Origin of the sequence: Lentimicrobium sp. S6, from assembly GCF_013166635.1 — a bacterium.
Lineage (GTDB): Bacteria > Bacteroidota > Bacteroidia > Bacteroidales > UBA12170 > UBA12170.
In genome coordinates, this window is record NZ_JABKBZ010000044.1 from 1 (window position 1) to 18,090 (window position 18,090).

The window sequence follows — 18,090 nt, forward strand, 5'->3', positions numbered from 1 at the left end:
AATATTTAGGAAAATTAATGTGTGAAAATGAAACAAATTAATGTGTAAATTTAGCCTAGAAATTATAGCTGTTCACACTGGCACAATAACGTCGGTATGACTGGCACAATAACGCCGGTATATCCACGTGGTTGCGTTTTTGCGTTCGAAGCAAAAAATCAAGAAAAAATGATGCCTGCCCGGCACTATTTATAAATATGGGCAGACGGGCTTCTGCCTACAAGGCCTGAGCTGGCCCGCCATTTTGTCTTGCCTGCGCTTGGTCGTTGTGATTGGTTCGGTCTTAAAAAAGAAAAGCCCCAGAGGGGCGCAACATTTATAGCCTGGGGTAGAATGAGCTTGCGAATGGCACCCCAGGCGAGAATGATTAACACATTTTTAAAGCCGCCTGATGAGAGCCAGGAATAGAACAAAGAGGCATGCGGCGATGAAAACCATTTCAAAATTGATGAAGTCTTAAGTATAAGGAGATTGCCATGTCGCTACGCTCCTCGCAATGACTGGGTTTCGTTTGGGAAGTTTGGGGTATTGTTACTTCTTCACCAAAAACCTCTTAACCTGATTTTTAACATTCTGCAAAACCAATTCCTTGGTCCAAAGGAAAGCATTGTCTGTCCAGCGTTGGGGGTGGAAGGTGAACATGATTTTATGGGGGAGTTTGCCTTGGTGGGCTGCATTGATGATATCCTGGGTTGTTTTGAAAACCAGACCTTGTTTGAACCATTCTTCTTGTTGGGGGACTTTATCTCTAACACTGCTTTTCCAACCATCCCAGCGGCGGCCGGTATCGGTTAGGTAGAAGAATTCATCGAAATTCATATCGTAATAGGGTTCGCCAATGATGCCAAAATCTTGATAATGATACTTCTTCCATAAGTCTTTATTATCATATTTTGAAAGCGGTGAGCCATCCATGCAAATGGTTTGAACGGGGGCAATGGCTCTGAGTGTGTTTAGGTTTTTCTGGAAACGGGCAATGGCTTTCTCGTAATCTCCATGGCATTCTGTTAAATCGTCGTAGTGATAACCCACTTCGTGGCCGAGTTCTGCTATTTGTTTGACTATTTCTGGCTGAAAACTCTTGGGTAGTATTCTAAAGAAATAGGTTCCTTTATAGCCAAATTGATGTTGTATTTGTGCAAAACGCAAAGCATGCTCATAGCGCTCCTCCACATCATGCCGAAGAATGATCCATTTCTGAGTAGTTATACTTTCTTTGGATTTTAGGTATTCTTGAAAAGTAAAGCTAGAATAACCCTGCTTTTTTAGATTTTCTAATAAATTTTGAAAAGCCTGGAAAGTGAAATCTCTCATTTTATGGTTTCTGTTTATCAAACAAATTTACATAAAAAATGGCCAAACGCTATGGAAAGTGTTTGACCTTTTGTGATTTTTTGTTTCCCTATTCTTTGCTGTACTTGTTTCGCAAATATGCTTTATCTGAATTTAAATTGATGATCCGGACTTTCTATTAAAATACACTCTATTTGATGAGACAAATATAAGCCCACTGCCTGATGTGCCTGATGATTCCAATGACCACGCGTTTTGGTAACAGGCCAATAATGAGGATCAAAGCCTTGTTGCTCCAATACTGATAATGTGTCTCTGATGTCTATAAATGAGATGGCATTTTTATATAGTTTTTGCATAAAGGCTGAATCCAATTCATTGGTTCCTCTATTGACAATGATCGAATTTGAAGGGAGATTATCTAATATTTTGAAAGCAATATCGGGTATTCTTTTAGACGATTTTAGTTGGGGTTCGGTATCTGTTGCTTTTTTACTTACCCAATAGAACTTGTCGAGCATTTTTGGCCATAACTTTCCTGCTTTTACTAACTTCCTGCAATTATTGAACATCGCCAGGACACTAGAGTTTTGGGTCAATATTTTGGTTTTTTCGTAGGTGTGTAAATAGGCTTTTGGGATTAATTCATTGGTGACTATTAATTGACTATTACGCTCTATAACTTTGGGTATTAAAGGGTCTGTTTGTGTACAAATTAAATCTGCATCGCTTATCATAAAAATGGTGATATCCGGATTAAATCTTGCTACCATCCTCTTTTGATAGGCGTACATATCAGCCCAATCAAAACCACTGCGACCAAAGTTTAGGACTTCAACGGTATCGCCCATACGACTGGTAACTGTATTTTCTATAATTTGATGAAATTGATCACGCCGAAAGACCTGAAAACTTTCCACATAGGAATCCCCTAGAATAGCAATTCTTAAATGATTCGGTTCTTTAACAGGATTATATGCAGGTCCCAGGTATGAATACTCATTAAAGTTCCCCATTGAAAAACCTTCATTGAAAAAAGTAAAAGGCAAATTGGCTCTTCTTTTTCTTCCTATGATGGTGTCGAAATCTGTTGGAGATGTTCCTTCAATCTGAGCTTTGCTAATAAATTGATCTAAGATGACCAATGAAATCAATAAGCCCAAAATAAAACCTAAACATGTTTTAATTGCTTTCATTATTAAAACTGAAAATAGATGAATGGTAATGCTTCACTCTGAAACATAAACAGAAAACTTACTAATAATAAAGCAAGCAAAATACCATAAACCAGTCCTTTGTTTTTAAGCATTAATAGAAAAGTATGTCGTTTTGTATAATATTCAAAAAAATCAAACAGGCCTATCATGATAGCAAATGAAAGGGTGATGATTAAAATGCGCCCTGCGAACTCACTGGATTCCCAATGAATCATTTTAGAAATGAAAGTCGATGCAGTATGAAAATCTGTTGCTCTGAAAAACAACCAAGTAAATAAAACCAAAACAAAAGTGAAGGACATATTCAATAAATACTTCAATAGACTGCCCAAACCTTTATATTGAAACCGATCCGCTACTTTCTTATTACCAAGTATTAATTTATGAATAGCCAAATAAATACCATGTAAGCCCCCCCAGATCACAAAATTCCAACTGGCTCCATGCCAAAGCCCCCCCAAGAGCATGGTTAACATCAGGTTGATATAAGTCCTATTCACTCCTTTTCTATTTCCCCCAAGCGAGATATAGAGATAATCACGTAACCAGGATGATAAGGAAATATGCCAACGCCTCCAAAACTCTGTAATATTTTGGGATAAATAGGGTTGCTCAAAATTCTTCATCAATTCTATTCCTAATAATTTGGCAGTTCCCCTGGCAATGCTACTATAGCCAGAAAAATCAGCATAAATTTGTATTGAAAACAGCACAAGAGCCGCCAATAATTCCGGTGATTTGTAAATATCTGGTTGACTAAAAATATGATCCACAATTCTCCCTGTCGTATCACCAATCATAACCTTTTTAAACAAACCTGTTACAATTAATACAATACCTTTTTCTATCTGATCTCTTGATGGCATAGGTCTTTTTGCTATCTGAGGCAAAAGGTTGGATGCCCGTTCTATAGGACCCGCCACTAATTGAGGGAAAAAGCTTACGAATACTGCAAAATCTATAAAATTGTTTGTGGGCTGTAGTCTGTTCCGATAAATATCTATAGTATAGCTCATGGTCTGAAAGGTGTAGAAACTAATACCCACCGGAAGAATAATATTTAAATGAAGATAATCCAGCTTACCTCCAAAAATGGCAGCTAAGGGTTCGAAAGACGAAATAAAGAAACCATAATACTTAAAAACCGCCAGTATACCCAAATTAGCAAACAAGGAAACCATCAACCAGTTTTTCCTTGTTTTTGGCTCTTTACTCTTAAATAATTTTTGACCAACTGTAAAATCGATAATGGTTGAAATGGCCAATAAGGATGTAAAACGATAATCCCAATAACCATAAAAAACATAACTGGCGAAAAGCAATAAAGGATTTCTCCAACTTTTTGGCAGCATATAATATATTGGTAAAACTATGCCTAGGAAAATAAAGAATATAAAGGAATTAAATAACATAGAATCTTACTTAAAACGAATATTATATTAGGTTTATATTTTTATTTAAATTACAATTTAAAGAACTCTTCGATTGCAGTAATTACATAATCCTGTTGTTTCTGAGTTATTTCAGGAAATATTGGTAAACTTAGAAGCATCTTTTGATACGAAGAAGAAACTGGAAAATCATTACTGTTATAACTTAAATACTTATAGGCCTTTAAATTTGGCAGTGAAATAGGGTAATGAACACCAACACTAATTCCATTATCTGTTAAATAACCCTTCAATGCATCTCTATTACTGCATCTTATAACAAACAAATGCCAAACAGGGTTACATGTTTCAGGAACGACAGGAATGGAAACTCCTTCAATTTCGTTAAGTTTCTTCAAATAATATTGCGCAGCTTTTCTCCGTTTATTGGTCCAAGATTCTAAATATTTAAGTTTAGTTTTCAATACTGCACCCTGAATACCGTCCATGCGACTATTTATACCCTCAAATTCATGGTCATACTTTGATACTCGACCATGATTCGCATACATTCTAGCTTTTTTAGCTAATGAAGAATTGTTTGTTAAAATAGCGCCAGCATCACCATATGCACCAAGATTTTTCCCAGGATAAAAGCTGAATGTAGCAATATCCCCAAAAGAGCCTACTTTTCTCCAACCTCCATCAACACTTCTGTATTCAGACAAATGGGCCTGAGCCGAGTCCTCTATTACAAATAGATTATATTTCTTTGCTATTTCAAGAATCGAATCCATATCAGCAGATTGGCCATAAAGATGAACAACAATAATTGCTTTTGTATTTTTACTAATTGCCTTTTCTATTTTGTTTGAATCAATATTATATGTGTTTGGATGGTTGTCAACAAAAGAAACTCTAGCACCAACTACACTAACGGCCTCTGATGTAGCAATAAATGAGTTTGCAGGAACAATTACTTCGTCACCTGCACCTATGCCAAGGACTTTCAGGGATATTACAAGAGCATCTGTTCCATTACCAACGGCTATACAATGTTTAACATCATGCGCCTTTGAAAAATCTTCTTCAAAAGCTTTAACCGATTCCCCGAGGACAAAAGATGTTGTCTCAAAAGTCTTACGAATTGCAGAATCTATTTCTTCCTTAATAGATTCATATTGAGCATTTAGATCAATAAATGGTATTTTCATCTGTTTATAATTTGTTTTTTTAGGTCAGATGGAACTCTCGATGAATTTTATCAGCTAGTGTGTGTAATTTAGCATGATAAAATTCATGTTCGTTTCATATTTCTATTTTATAGATCACGAATTTTTTTTGCTGGATTACCTGCATATATACCAGATCTTTGTATATCCTTTGTTACAACCGAACCAGCACCAATAATAACATGATCACAAATACTCACTGGTAAAATTGTTGCGTTAGTCCCTATTGAAACACTGTTTCCTATAATTGTTTCTTTCCAATACTCTTGTTGGCCACCTGCTGGTTTACCACTTCTAAACAAATCATTAATAAACATTACACCATGTGAAACAAAACAATCATCACCAATTTTAACTAGTTCACATATAAATGAATGTGATTGGATTTTACAATTTCTGCCAATTACAACGCCTCTTTGTATTTCAACAAAAGGTCCTACAAATGAATTATCGCCAATTTTACAATTATAAATATTAACAGGCTCTACAATAGTAATATTTTCTCCAAAATCAACGTCTTTAACCCCAATACTTTTAATATTCATTTTTACTGCTTGTTTTTTGGATACTAGCATAGATTTTATCTATTATTTCGACAGTTTTTAATCCTTCATAACCATTTGTAGCAATAATACCATCATTACTGAGAACATCAACAACATTTTCATATACTTGAGAATGATTTGACATTGATCCTATATATTGGCCATACATATTAGGAGGATTTCCTTTGGGTAAATTATCAATACTAATACCTTCTATAGCTTGATATTCTAGTTCATTTAAATATTGTCCACCAATTTTTACTGTTCCTTTTTCAGCAAATATTGTTATTGAGCCTTCCATGTTTTTTTGATAACTATTCACTGTATAGTTAATAGTGCCTAAAGTACCATTATAAAACTTTAAAGCTACTACACCATTATCTTCAAATTCTATTTCATCTTGATGATTAAAATTGCCAGCAAAGGCATAGGTTTCTTTTACATCACCCACTAGATAATATAACAAATCAATAAAGTGACTAAATTGAGTGAATAAAGTGCCTCCATCAAGGGCTTTTGTACCTTTCCATTCAGATGAAGAATAGTATTGTGAATTTCTATTCCAGAAACAATTTAGTTGAACAGTATATATTTTCCCTAGCTTATTCTCTTCCAGCAATTTTTTTAAAGCTACAACAGGTGGATTGAACCTATTCTGTTTAACAACAAATAATCTTTTATTAGCTCGTTCAGCTGACTTTATCATTTCACCACATTCATGAACATTGATACCCATAGGTTTTTCACATAACACATGCATTCCTTTTTCTAAAGATGCTATGGAGTGCTCAGCATGCAAACCATTAGGTGTACATATTGACACAATATCAATATTAGGTTCTTTATCTAATAATTCATTTATACTATAATAACCATTTATATTATATTGCTTGGCCAACTCTTCGGCCTTTTGCTTGACAGTATCGCAAACCGCAACCAAAGCAGCATACTTTATTATATGTTCTGCATGTCTTATTCCAATTCGTCCGCAACCAACGATTGCAAAATTTAGTTTTTTATCCATTTGTTTTTAATTATTAATGAAATTTATGTTTATCCAAAAAATTTCTGCTGGTAATTTGGATCCTTTATAATTATTTCCTTGCTTTTGGGATAATTCTCAATAAGCCATACCATAAATGCTGTTAAGTCAATATTCTTTTTAATAAATTCATCTTTGCGTTTTATCCAATCGTTCTTTGATTTATCGCTGGTTACAATTTCTATGGCTTTATTAATAGCTTCCTTTTCTTTCTCTGGTTTATAGGAAAGAACCATTTTTTCGGAAACCAATTGCTTAACTACTCCTGCTTCATCTGCCCAAGATGAAACCAAAACAGCTGGCACACCGCATATTGCTGATTCTGTTGCCATTGTAGGGCTCTCCCCAAAATATAAATCTGAACTTGCTAATACATCATGCATTTGTTCAGGTTGTATTTTTAATTGATATTTTGACAAATCATCAGATAATTTATTTTCAGATGTTATAAATACTCTTCCATATTTCGATAACGATTCAATCAAGTGCAATTTGCCAATATCGCTCATACCGCCTTCACCAATATCATGGCTAGCCTCCCATGCAACAAATCGCAACACAAAATATGGAGTATTAATATCCAAACCCAAATATTCTCTAATAGAAGTGTTTGCATGAAAATAGTTAGGGTGAAGATACGCCAAATCCATAATCCCCTTAAATCGTATTTGTTTAACTCCTAAGTTTTTCGTGAACACCTCTGGTGTAGCAATCAACTCAGTAAAAGGTTTGTAAAACAACATTGTTAAATTAGCTGCTTCTGTATCTGTAAAAGCAACATGCGGTTTCCCCATAACCTTAGCGACGTGAGAGGCATATGGAGAGCCAAAGCTCAAGAAAACATCTGGCTTAATATGTTTGGAAAACTTATATATTTTCCAGTCTGCCTTTATTATATATAGAATTTTACCTACTGCTGTCTTAGAACCTTTTCCTCTATTAAAAAATGGCAAGTTATAAAAGTTAAGGAGTTTTACTGTGACATCTTTATCTCTTGCAGTAATTCTTATTTCGTGACCTTTGCTTTCCATTATTTTTATGAAATTCCTAAAATAATGGACATGCGCAGGGTGACCTATGTCTATCAGTATTTTCATGTGCTATTGATTTTGTATAGAATAATCGAACCTATTTAAACCTTTTTATTCTCTATATTATCTTAACATTATTGAGCTACAATATTTACTTTCTTCTTGTTAGCTTAACTATATAAATTTATTAGCGTGACAAGTTAAGCGAATATAAATTGCTGATTTCAACTGAACAATTCAATTATTAAGAATCACAATAATAGATAGTACTAAATTTTTGCTTGAAATTAATAACCCTTTTCTTTAGAGCCTCCATATTACCGGAACCATTAGCTTGAACAAAAAACAATGCAATAGATTTCATATCTTTTTCTTTCATGCCCAATCTGGTCATTTCAGCAACACCTATTCTTCCTGCTGTATCTAACATAATATTTAATTCTTCAAGCCTTTTTACAAAGTGTATATAATCATTGTCTACCTTAATCTTAAACATATGTGATTCGGAATAATCTTTCTCTATATATTTCACCTTAAAACCATGATGATATAATTCTTTTGCCAAAGCTTTCGTGTTTTTTATTACCTGTTGAGCATACTCAAAGCCATATTCTTTCATTTCAATCAGAGCTACAGTTAATGCTGCAATACGATGGAAATGAGGATTATCAATAATCACAAAATGATTTACCTTTTCTAACTCTTTAGCATACTTATTGGTAGCAATAATCCCACCCTGTGGCCCAGGAAACGATTTCTGAGTCCCTGCTATTAGAACATCTGCTCCTTCCAATAATGGCTTTTGAAAAACACCACCAGCAATTAATCCTAAAGGATGCGAACCGTCATAAATAAATTTAGCGTTTACTTCATGACATTTATTAGATAAGCCCATAATATCAATTGGGAATAAAGTATGAGCAGAACTATAGATTACTAATTTTGGCTTTATTTCTTCAATTAAACGATAAGTTTTTTCATAATCTATAATCTCAGGTTCTTTATGATCTACTTGAATAAAATGTACGTCTAAGTTTAAATATTTAGGAAGCTTTTCTTTATCTAAACCAGGATAACCACCATATGCAGTATCGAAAACCATGATACTATCCCCAGGTTGTGTAAATGCAAATAAAACAGCTAAGTTAGCCTGATGTCCTGAAACAGGATACAAGGAGACATAATTTGCAGAAAAAAGTTCTTTCGCTATTGTTTCACCAAGATTTACTATTTCCTCAATATAATCAGTACCGCTATAAGCATAAGAAATACCATTGTTAGCAGAAAATGGTGTTTTGAAATAATATCTCTGGCCCATATCACTTGAAAGAAATGACTTAGCTAAAGGGCTAATAACATTTTCAGATGGAAGAAGATTAATACAATTTCCTCTCAATGTATTATGTCTATTTAATATCTCTGTGAGAATTTTCTTCATTACTATTTTTTTAAAACAAATTTTCTTTTACCATTTTTTGGATTAACAGGGATATTATCCACAATTTCTATTGAAAAAAAAACGTCGTCTCCAATATAAACACTCATGTCATTAAAAATCTTATCTTTTTCCTTCTCATTAAATAAATCATTAGGAACCAGTTTTAATACAATCTTATTTTGTTCATATTGTATAATTTGAAATTGCACAACTGAAGTAATCCACTCAAAATAACCCGTGAAATAATGTACTATTAAGCTTTTCCCTGAAGGAGTAGTTAGAATATCAACATCTCGACCCTCTATTTTACTTAAAACAGGAAGACCTCTTTCACAACTACAATTTTCATCAGACATTATCGCCACATCTTTTGAATTATATCTAATAAAAGGAACAGCAAAATTCCAAAAATCCGTTGATATTATTTCTCCACTCCCAACTTCCATATTATAACTATGATTTCTAACAAACTCAGTATATGCATATTCAGCTGTCAAATGATATTTCTCATGTGTTTCACATTCAAAAACAACAGCACCACCCTCTCCGGAATAAGCATCAAATATCTTACAGTTAAAGACGGATTCTATTTTTTTTCGCATATATGGGAATAATATTTCTCCAGTTGTAGCAATTGCCTTCAAATTAGAAAAACCATTAATTCCCTCATCAAAAATATAATTTGCTAATATATATATAGTTGAAGGATAACCCCTTATGACAGTTACGTTATTTTTAACTAATTCCGCAACGATATTACTAATGTCCTGCTTAGAAAGACTTTGTGATACTGTATAATAACAATTATTTATCCAATCCTGACTTTTCTTTACTATACCATTACGTGGATTTTGACTCAACTTGGTATACTTATCCCCAAGTCTATACCCCATCCAATACCACCCTCGAAGATTAGCAGCAATATTAAAACTATAAGCTTCCTTTGAGATATAATACTGTAGAGGCTCACCAGTCGATCCACTTGAACCATTTAGTATCATTTTCCGCTTGGAAATATTTTTTGCTATTAACTTTCCATTCTTCATGTTTTCTCTCACAATTTCTTTCGTGAGAATTGGTAATTTCGTTATATCTTTTGTAGTTTTAATATCATTTGGTGTTAAAGATAAACTATCAAATAGTTCCGTATAATAGGGGACATTTTCATAAGCATGTTTAATTAATTCCCTTAGTTTCTTATTTTGATACTCATTTATTTCAACTTTAGACCACCATTGACTCTTCTGCAAAAACCTAAAATGTTTAGAAACAGACTGATCTAATACAAAATCACTTAATGGTAGGACTATTTTTTCAGTAATTGTATTTCTTATTGACATAGTTTATTTTTTATTAATAGATAGGTTTTAATCCAAAAAAAACTTCTTGTAAAAGATGTGTTTTTGTATAATTGTTGGATTAAATAACATAAGTTGCTGTTTTGATACTCATCATTTGTTTTCAAGAGCGAGCCTGACTATATTTTAAGACTAAAATGTGTTGTCATTTTTTGGTTTTGCTATTTATCATTTAATTGCAAGACATTGTTTATTAGGAGGATATTTTGTAGCAACATAGTTAACCTTTTATTATTTATTGAAGACTAACTCCATGAATATTACTACTATCTGCTTTATAAAACCAATGTTTAAAATTTATAATAACAAATTATCCTCCCTCATAAATATCAAATAACTTACCTCGAATACTCTCCCACTGATACTGTTTTAATTCCTTTTTCGCATTATCAGCAATTTGTATTGTTTTTCCTGGATTATTCATAATCCAACTTATTTTCTCTGCAATCTGTTTTGGACAATTTACGTCTACCATAAAACCATTTACACCATCTTTTATCATAAATGGAACACCTCCAACATTTGATGAAATCACAGGAACCCCACTAGCAAATGCTTCCAATATGGACATAGGTTGATTATCAAAACTAGGAACAGATATCATAATATTGGATTTTAATAATTCCTCTGGTATTTGCTTATTGTTTAGAAACCCTAAAAAAGATATATTTGAAAGGTTAAGTTTTTCTCTAAGATCTGAAAGCTCTTCAGCCTTGCTTCCAGTACCCGCAATTACTAATTGAGCATCAGGGTATTTCTCATGAACTAATTTAAATGATTTAATAATATCGTCGATATTATAAATTTTTTTTAGGGCTCTTATTGAAATTAGTCGTGGTTTATCGAAATTTAAACATCCTTCATTCCTTACAACGACATTAAGTAGATTTGGTAAAATAATTGTTTTTATTCGATGTTCAGTAAATATATTTTGCAGAAACCCGGACATTACAGTAACGGCATCAACTTTAGATAATAATGGCCGAACAAACCAACCCCATTTTTGCAAAAATAGTTTAGCACCTCCTCCATGATAAGTAACTATAGTTCTTCTATTATAAATACATTTACTTGCAATAATTCCAATTAATATAGGATAAAACCCCAAATTAGAACACCCATGTATATGAATTACATTATATTTTCTCAATTCTCTTAATAAGGGGAAAATTAATAAGATCCGATTAATTGCGGTTTTCTTAGTGTTGAAAATTTTTACATCTCTTCCTTCACTTCTTATTTTAGTAATATGATTATATATTACCCCCGAAATACCTCCTTTATTCTCTTTATAATTCCCTAATATTAAAATTCTCATTTTATCCATTGAAATTAGCATTTAATAAGGCCATTACAGTAGTTAAATAATTAACTCTTATTTATTTTTCAAATTATTTCGCCAAAAGTATTCTCTCATTTTGATGTCACAATTTTTTATACATCAAAATATAATTCTCCACTAATACCTTACCTGAAAAAAAAAATTGTGCCTGATTCGAAATACTACTACGATCTAAAGACAAGAGCTTTTTTATCATACTCTGATTAATATCTTCAAAACTATCAACTATTTTTCCATGATCAGTTAAACTGACATAGTCATTTATCAAATTCACACCATTGTTTGCAATTACAGGTAACCCAGAACAAACGTATTCACTAAACTTAACTGGCGATGCTACATTATTCACAATATCATCATTTCTCCATACAATTCCGATATCTGATGCACACAAATACCCAGGTACATCATCAAATTTAACAAATAGATTTATTGCGTTAGGGATTTCCTTTTTTGAAAGGTTTAGTATTTTTATCCCCTTGTTTAAAATTGCATTAACAATGCTTTCAGTGTTTTGATACGGCCCATTACCTCCTGTAACAAATACACACAATACTTCATCTTCCTTAATATTCAACTTCTCTCTAAACTCCGTTCTTTTAGTATCTGAATAATTGAAAGATTCATCTGCAATACAATGATTAACACCCAATTTTCCACTATCAATAGTGGTATTTTCAAACACATATTTCTTAAGTGATTCAGAAACACAACTTATATAATCACTATTTAATCCCACCTTCGAGATGTTTTTAGTTGCTTGCCTAAGTTTTAACCAATACTTGATTCTGTTATATCTGCCTTTTAAATATAGTTTTATTTCTTCCTTACTTGCACCTCTAATATCAGTAAGGATTTTTACATTCTTAATTTTTAAATTATTAGTGGCCTTTTTCATATAGCCCGCCAAGATTTCTCCCCTTAAATGAATAATGGTGTTTTCGGTTAATACCTTACTTAAGGTTCTTTGGATTTCTTTTGTTTGTATTCTTGAATAAAGATTATAATTTGGATATAATTTGAATGGGATGACTTCAAAATCATAAATATTTAGTTTTTCCAACTCATCTTTCTTATTCTGATTTTTCTTAATCCCGGCTAATAATATAACTTTGTCAAAATAATTACGGTTTTTTATTTCTTTTAATAATGAAATAACTTGTGAACTAAAAACAGAACTATCTGTACCTGAAACATAAATAAGTGTTTTATTAGTCATCTTAATTTTTTGTTGACATTTTGTAAAATTTAAAGAATATGGGGTTACGTAAAAAACCACCTCTATTTATCGCCCTCATAATAGCATTTTTATAAAAGGTTATAAAACCATACTAAAACAGAATACTTCATCGGTTGACAAGTTGAGCGGTATTTACCTTTCTGTAATAATAATAATGGTTTCAAATATAACAGGGCAGTTTGTGCTAAACTCAATTAAAACAGACGAGGAAGGCTCTCTTTGGCCATAACTATTAGAAACCCATGAATCAATCTTTGATATTCTCGTATCAGCTCGATCTTCAAAAATCATTTCAATGTTTTTATGATTTTTTAGATTAGTAATCAATCTATTATTATTTAACTCAAATGGTATCAACTCTCCGAAATGGAAATATAGACTAACGTTATGTTTTCCTTTACCAAAAAGTGCATCTGTAATCTTAATAAGATTTTTTATTTTGTCAAAATGAAACCTTCTACGGTGAATTACTCCTTCATTAAGCCGCAAATAAGCATCATGTTCACCTTCAAACAAATCATATTCCTTTTCTGAAATCCATTGGATTAATTTTGTGTTAGCATATGATTCATAACCAAACAAGTGATGCTTATTTATCTTGTATTGATTCTCGCCATCTATTTCAATTGTATTGTGCATTTTAGTCGAGCGATGAAGGTTTCTTTCTATTGGGGAAGCTGTATATAAATAGCTACCTGTATCTACAAGAAATGCTTTACCATTAATCTGTAATTCAAAAGATAATAAATCTGCATGCGTATGTGATCCAGCCATAAAAGGATCATCGGGATATCTTGATTGCCCACTATTATTAATAAACAAGAAAATGGTATTATTACGCATTATATAAAACCCTGCATCTTTATATGCAATTGAACCAAGTACCTTCTCATAAGAAGGTAAATCATCATATTCTTTTTTTGATTCATATCCTAATAGGAAAAAGGTGTCATATTCGTATTTTCCAGAGTACCTTTTAAATAATGAATCTTTATAGTAAACAGCTCCTATAGATAATAAATATCTATGATCAATATTTTTTGTTGCTGAAAATGGCAAATATCTTGCATCATCCTGATCTCCAATAACTGGAGCATATCCGTTTTTATTTAAATAATTCATTATAAACGAGATGAGACTTTTTATACGATATTCTATATCCAGTGGAATCTGTTCATTATTTCTTTTTAATAAAATACATGAATAAAAGAAAAATTCAGTAATCAATCTATGATAATTAGTTGATTTTTCAAAAAAAACACCAGAAGGAAGGATTTGCAACCTAATTTCATTATATACCTGATATCTTGATAGAGAATACCATTTCATCGCGGTTGTATCTATATCCTTAAACAAAGAGCCAACTAACAATAAACCAGCAAGGTCACCATCATAATGGTTGGCATTACCTTTATATGATTTTTCAAGATTATTACGTATGAACCACCCATGTTCATATATGCTCGTCATTATTTTGATTAAAAAATCATCAGTAATGCGATTAGAGTGCATAAACATATTTAATGCATAAATCCAATTCGCAACTCTTATAGCCACATCTTGCGCACATCCCCAATTTATACTAAACATTAAAGGATTTTCTAATATCCAATCATCAATTTGTTCGATAAATTCTAAAGTATATTTTTCATCCCCCGATACTAAATAAGCTTGACCTAACTTCAGCATATGATGTGACCTACTTACTTCTCTAGGTATTTTAACATCTGCATTATTTTGATTATCAACCTGAGAATAATCAAAATAGAAAACACCTTTTTTCCATTCAAAACCAGACTTGTAATCTAAATGCCAATTGATCTTTTCTTTAAACCTATGGTATCCACCAAGCAAATTAAATTCATGATTTACGACTTTTTCAGCTTCATTCAAAATTAAGTTTTTCTCGTTATGATTTAGAATTTTTGAAAAACTTATAAAGTCTCCACATTGTTTAGTTAAAATTTCATTTACTTGTTTTTTCTCAAGCTTTTTATCAAAAATATTTGCTTTAATATTCTTTTTAACCCGTTTATGAGTTAATCTATAAAATTGATTTTTATAAGTATAGTATTTTTTAATTACTCCCCAAAAAACGTAGAGTTCTTCATTAAAATCAATAGCTTTTCTAATTTTAAAATTCATAAGAGTTTGATAAAGGTGATTTTTACAATTTCTTGAATTAATTATACACTACTCATTTCTCCTCAATAAAGAATAAAAATAGCCCCCAATACCTCCTAGAAACAAAAGAACAAATCCTCGAAAAGTAATATGAACATGTCCCCCAACCATTCCTGAAATAATAAATATTATTAAAAAATTCTGGAAAACTATCCAGTATTCGTCCCTGTAAATGTTTCTGATTTGCAACTCTTTCTTCAACCTTAATACTATTTTATATAGTATTACGAATATATATAGATACATTACCAAACCAAATATTCCATATTTTAATAAAATTTGTGCATATTCATTGTGTACGACTCTGTCACCTTCAAAATTTGAAGTTGATATACTTATTGTCCTTTTTGCCATTTTTTTACCAAAAAAGAAATCACTCATGGAATTATCTCCTATTTGCCGAAAAACATAAAAAGGCTCAAATATACGAATATCACTACTTATAGCTTCAGTTCCAAACTTCCTCTCAGCACCTCTGTTATCATAACTTTTTATTGTAATATCCTTGAGGTCTGTAGTAAAAAATACAAGTATAAGGATTACACTTGCCCCAAGGACTAATCTAAGTTTTAATTTGAAACTTATAGTGGATTTTATAAGATAATTAAATAATCCTAAAATGATAACTACAAAAGAAAATCTCTTTAGAGCAATAAACAAAATTGACAATATAAACCCTATTGAAATGAAAAGAGTTGATTTTCTCTTATTTAAAAAATTACTCATAATAAGAGGAACAATCAAAAGTGCAAAGCTTATATATGTTAGAGCTCCTCGCTGGCCCATGTTTCCAAAATAAAAAATCCCTCCTCCAAAAGTTGTTGACCCTAACTTATCTCCTACAGCATCATATTTCAATATTGTAAATAATAAAACAATCATTACCCAAGCTATTATGAAATAATACCCTGAAATAATTAAGTTTTTTATATTTCCCTTTTTTGAATAATAATGAAAAGATATCGGTAATATAATGACTGATGTAAAAACCTTTGAAAAAGTTCGTATGGATTGATCAATACTTTCTCCTTTCAAGATTGGGAAAATAAGAATAATCAATAAGAATACAGTGGTGCTGATAAATACTTTTTTATGAAGCTTTGATACTTTATTTATCTGGGTAAAAAAATAATAGAATGAAAAAGAAAGCATTAAAAAATTCTGAAAATATTGAAAATTTACCGCCTGAGAATCTACTAATACATTTGCAGCATCAAAATATAAGCAAAAAAGCAAATAATAATCAATAAATGAAGTATTTCTCTTTGAAAGAGAGGGTAATAAAAAGAATAAAAGAGCACCTAAAAAGAATAACATAAATATGAATTACTTGGTTTTAAACATCTTTTTTATCGAAAACAAACTATTTACCTTAGTTATCAAAAAAGCTTTTTCTTTAAGATTGAGAAATACTTTCACGATAATTAATATTGATGTTACCAGGAGAAAGAATTTTATCAGGATGTTAAGTACAATTGATTCCAGTTTTATTAGACTACTAATATAATAAATTATACCCGTAAATAAAACTAACGAAATATATTTTTTATATTCAAAACCTACTCTGTACACTCTTTCTGAAAAAACAAAATAGAGTGTAAGAATAAATAAAAATGTTAAGAATGTTGCATAGGCAGCTCCTTCTTTACCATATACATCTATGAGATAGTAGTTCAAAAGAACATTAAGTAGTGAACCCAGAATCCAAGTTATTGTAATTAACCATGTTTTTTTTGTTATATTTATTGGTAAAACAACAATTCCGGCAATTCCAATCATTACATATCCCATGCTTAATATAAAAACGACTTCATAACTAGATGCAAATTCGGTTGATGCCATAAAAAAAACCAGTTCTTTAGAAAACATAGATAAACTTAATCCAAAAAATAAAAGAAAAAATAAAATAATAGAGGTGAAATGTCTAATCTTATTTTTACATTCCTCAGGGTTATCGATAAGACCATAAATCTCTGGTCCAACTACTTTTTTAATAGGACCAGTGATAAGTATTGGTATTATTGAAGCTATTTTATAACCCAAAGAAAAAATCCCAACATCCTCCAATGAAGAATGCTCTTGAAGAAAATATCTATTAGACCAATAGGTAATGAAAGAGGCTAAAGAAGTAGGAATTAGAAATATAGAAAAATACAACATCTCGCTCAGATAGGATATTGAAAATCTAAAATACCTCCACTTCAACTCTGTTAAAACCAGTATTATAAATTGAGTAGTTGAACCAACTATTTGACCATACAAAACACCCTCTATTCCTAATTCCATGAATACAACAAAATAAACTGTACTCGACAACGAGACCAAAACAAATAATGAATTATTGATTAAATATCTTAATGCTCTTTTTTCAACGATAAGTGTTTTTAAAGGAATCTCCGCTATAGCCTTAATAAACACAGACAAACTAATAAGCTGAATAAAAAGCGCTCCATTTTCCACATCAATAATAGCAATCGAAATCGCATCTGAAAAAAGAAAAGAAATGGATAAAAAACCTAATCCAACTACTATTTTAAATATAAATGCTGTTCCAAACAAAGTGTCTCTATATAAACTTTCTTTTTTATCAAAATATAGTCTGACATAGCCATTTTCGATAATAAATCCGTAAAAGATTACAAGAAGTGCACCATATAAATATGTTAATTCAAGTATTCCATAATCAGTTGGAGTTAAAAAATGTGTATATAGTGGAAGTAATAAAAACTGAATGCTTTTATTTAAAATACTACCAAAACTATATAAAGAAATATTCTTAATGAATTTTGACATGAGAA

General features: G+C 31.4%; 14 protein-coding genes. All 14 read right to left on the reverse strand.

Annotated elements, in window-relative coordinates:
- Positions 1–531 precede the first annotated feature (531 nt).
- Positions 532–1,314 (reverse strand): hypothetical protein, encoded by a 783-nt coding sequence (locus HNS40_RS14150; RefSeq protein WP_172281930.1) that lies wholly within the window; start codon positions 1,312–1,314, stop codon positions 532–534.
- A 122-nt stretch (positions 1,315–1,436) separates the two neighbouring features.
- The gene (locus tag HNS40_RS14155) at positions 1,437–2,489 is read right to left on the reverse strand and encodes a hypothetical protein (RefSeq protein WP_172281932.1); all 1,053 of its coding nucleotides are present in this window, start codon (positions 2,487–2,489) and stop codon (positions 1,437–1,439) included.
- A gap of 2 nt (positions 2,490–2,491) precedes the next feature.
- On the reverse strand, positions 2,492–3,862 hold the full coding sequence (locus HNS40_RS14160; RefSeq protein WP_216664176.1) for an MBOAT family protein: 1,371 nt from the start codon (positions 3,860–3,862) through the stop codon (positions 2,492–2,494).
- Positions 3,863–3,972: 110 nt separating this feature from the next.
- Entirely contained in the window at positions 3,973–5,094 is a 1,122-nt protein-coding gene (locus HNS40_RS14165) for a DegT/DnrJ/EryC1/StrS aminotransferase family protein (RefSeq protein WP_172281936.1), read from the reverse strand.
- Positions 5,095–5,201: 107 nt separating this feature from the next.
- Positions 5,202–5,657 carry an acyltransferase gene (locus HNS40_RS14170; protein ID WP_172281938.1) on the reverse strand — a complete coding sequence of 152 codons (456 nt, stop codon included), beginning with the start codon at positions 5,655–5,657 and terminating at the stop codon, positions 5,202–5,204.
- Positions 5,647–6,681, reverse strand: a complete 1,035-nt coding sequence (locus HNS40_RS14175; protein WP_172281940.1) for a Gfo/Idh/MocA family protein — start codon at positions 6,679–6,681, stop codon at positions 5,647–5,649. Before HNS40_RS14175 ends, HNS40_RS14170 begins: the two co-directional genes overlap by 11 nt.
- 29 nt (positions 6,682–6,710) lie before the next feature.
- Positions 6,711–7,796: a DUF354 domain-containing protein gene (locus tag HNS40_RS14180; protein WP_172281942.1), complete on the reverse strand. Its 1,086-nt coding sequence runs from the start codon at positions 7,794–7,796 to the stop codon at positions 6,711–6,713.
- A 178-nt stretch (positions 7,797–7,974) separates the two neighbouring features.
- Positions 7,975–9,168, reverse strand: coding sequence for a PLP-dependent transferase (locus tag HNS40_RS14185; RefSeq protein WP_172281944.1), 1,194 nt, complete (start codon positions 9,166–9,168; stop codon positions 7,975–7,977).
- A gap of 2 nt (positions 9,169–9,170) precedes the next feature.
- Positions 9,171–10,508 (reverse strand): phenylacetate--CoA ligase family protein, encoded by a 1,338-nt coding sequence (locus tag HNS40_RS14190; RefSeq protein ID WP_172281946.1) that lies wholly within the window; start codon positions 10,506–10,508, stop codon positions 9,171–9,173.
- Positions 10,509–10,836: 328 nt separating this feature from the next.
- Positions 10,837–11,853: a glycosyltransferase family 4 protein gene (locus HNS40_RS14195; protein ID WP_172281948.1), complete on the reverse strand. Its 1,017-nt coding sequence runs from the start codon at positions 11,851–11,853 to the stop codon at positions 10,837–10,839.
- Between the two features lie 97 nt (positions 11,854–11,950).
- The gene (locus HNS40_RS14200; protein WP_172281950.1) at positions 11,951–13,087 is read right to left on the reverse strand and encodes a hypothetical protein; all 1,137 of its coding nucleotides are present in this window, start codon (positions 13,085–13,087) and stop codon (positions 11,951–11,953) included.
- Positions 13,088–13,240: 153 nt separating this feature from the next.
- A complete protein-coding gene (locus HNS40_RS14205) occupies positions 13,241–15,253 on the reverse strand; it encodes an alginate lyase family protein (protein ID WP_172281952.1) in 2,013 nt (670 codons plus the stop codon).
- A gap of 48 nt (positions 15,254–15,301) precedes the next feature.
- The gene (locus tag HNS40_RS14210; RefSeq protein WP_172281954.1) at positions 15,302–16,327 is read right to left on the reverse strand and encodes a hypothetical protein; all 1,026 of its coding nucleotides are present in this window, start codon (positions 16,325–16,327) and stop codon (positions 15,302–15,304) included.
- 291 nt (positions 16,328–16,618) lie between these two features.
- A complete protein-coding gene (locus HNS40_RS14215) occupies positions 16,619–18,085 on the reverse strand; it encodes a lipopolysaccharide biosynthesis protein (RefSeq protein WP_172281956.1) in 1,467 nt (488 codons plus the stop codon).
- Positions 18,086–18,090 lie beyond the last annotated feature (5 nt).

Excerpts from the sequence above, each read along its gene's own strand:
- HNS40_RS14175 (WP_172281940.1), bottom strand. The coding sequence starts at position 6,681 with ATGGATAAAAAACTAAATTTTGCAATCGTTGGTTGCGGACGAATTGGA.
- HNS40_RS14190 (WP_172281946.1), bottom strand. The coding sequence starts at position 10,508 with ATGTCAATAAGAAATACAATTACTGAAAAAATAGTCCTACCATTAAGT.
- HNS40_RS14195 (WP_172281948.1), bottom strand. The coding sequence starts at position 11,853 with ATGGATAAAATGAGAATTTTAATATTAGGGAATTATAAAGAGAATAAA.
- HNS40_RS14160 (WP_216664176.1), bottom strand. The coding sequence starts at position 3,862 with ATGCTGCCAAAAAGTTGGAGAAATCCTTTATTGCTTTTCGCCAGTTAT.
- HNS40_RS14185 (WP_172281944.1), bottom strand. The coding sequence starts at position 9,168 with ATGAAGAAAATTCTCACAGAGATATTAAATAGACATAATACATTGAGA.
- HNS40_RS14205 (WP_172281952.1), bottom strand. The coding sequence starts at position 15,253 with ATGAATTTTAAAATTAGAAAAGCTATTGATTTTAATGAAGAACTCTAC.
- HNS40_RS14215 (WP_172281956.1), bottom strand. The coding sequence starts at position 18,085 with ATGTCAAAATTCATTAAGAATATTTCTTTATATAGTTTTGGTAGTATT.
- HNS40_RS14180 (WP_172281942.1), bottom strand. The coding sequence starts at position 7,796 with ATGAAAATACTGATAGACATAGGTCACCCTGCGCATGTCCATTATTTT.
- HNS40_RS14170 (WP_172281938.1), bottom strand. The coding sequence starts at position 5,657 with ATGAATATTAAAAGTATTGGGGTTAAAGACGTTGATTTTGGAGAAAAT.
- HNS40_RS14155 (WP_172281932.1), bottom strand. The coding sequence starts at position 2,489 with ATGAAAGCAATTAAAACATGTTTAGGTTTTATTTTGGGCTTATTGATT.
- HNS40_RS14165 (WP_172281936.1), bottom strand. The coding sequence starts at position 5,094 with ATGAAAATACCATTTATTGATCTAAATGCTCAATATGAATCTATTAAG.
- HNS40_RS14200 (WP_172281950.1), bottom strand. The coding sequence starts at position 13,087 with ATGACTAATAAAACACTTATTTATGTTTCAGGTACAGATAGTTCTGTT.
- HNS40_RS14150 (WP_172281930.1), bottom strand. The coding sequence starts at position 1,314 with ATGAGAGATTTCACTTTCCAGGCTTTTCAAAATTTATTAGAAAATCTA.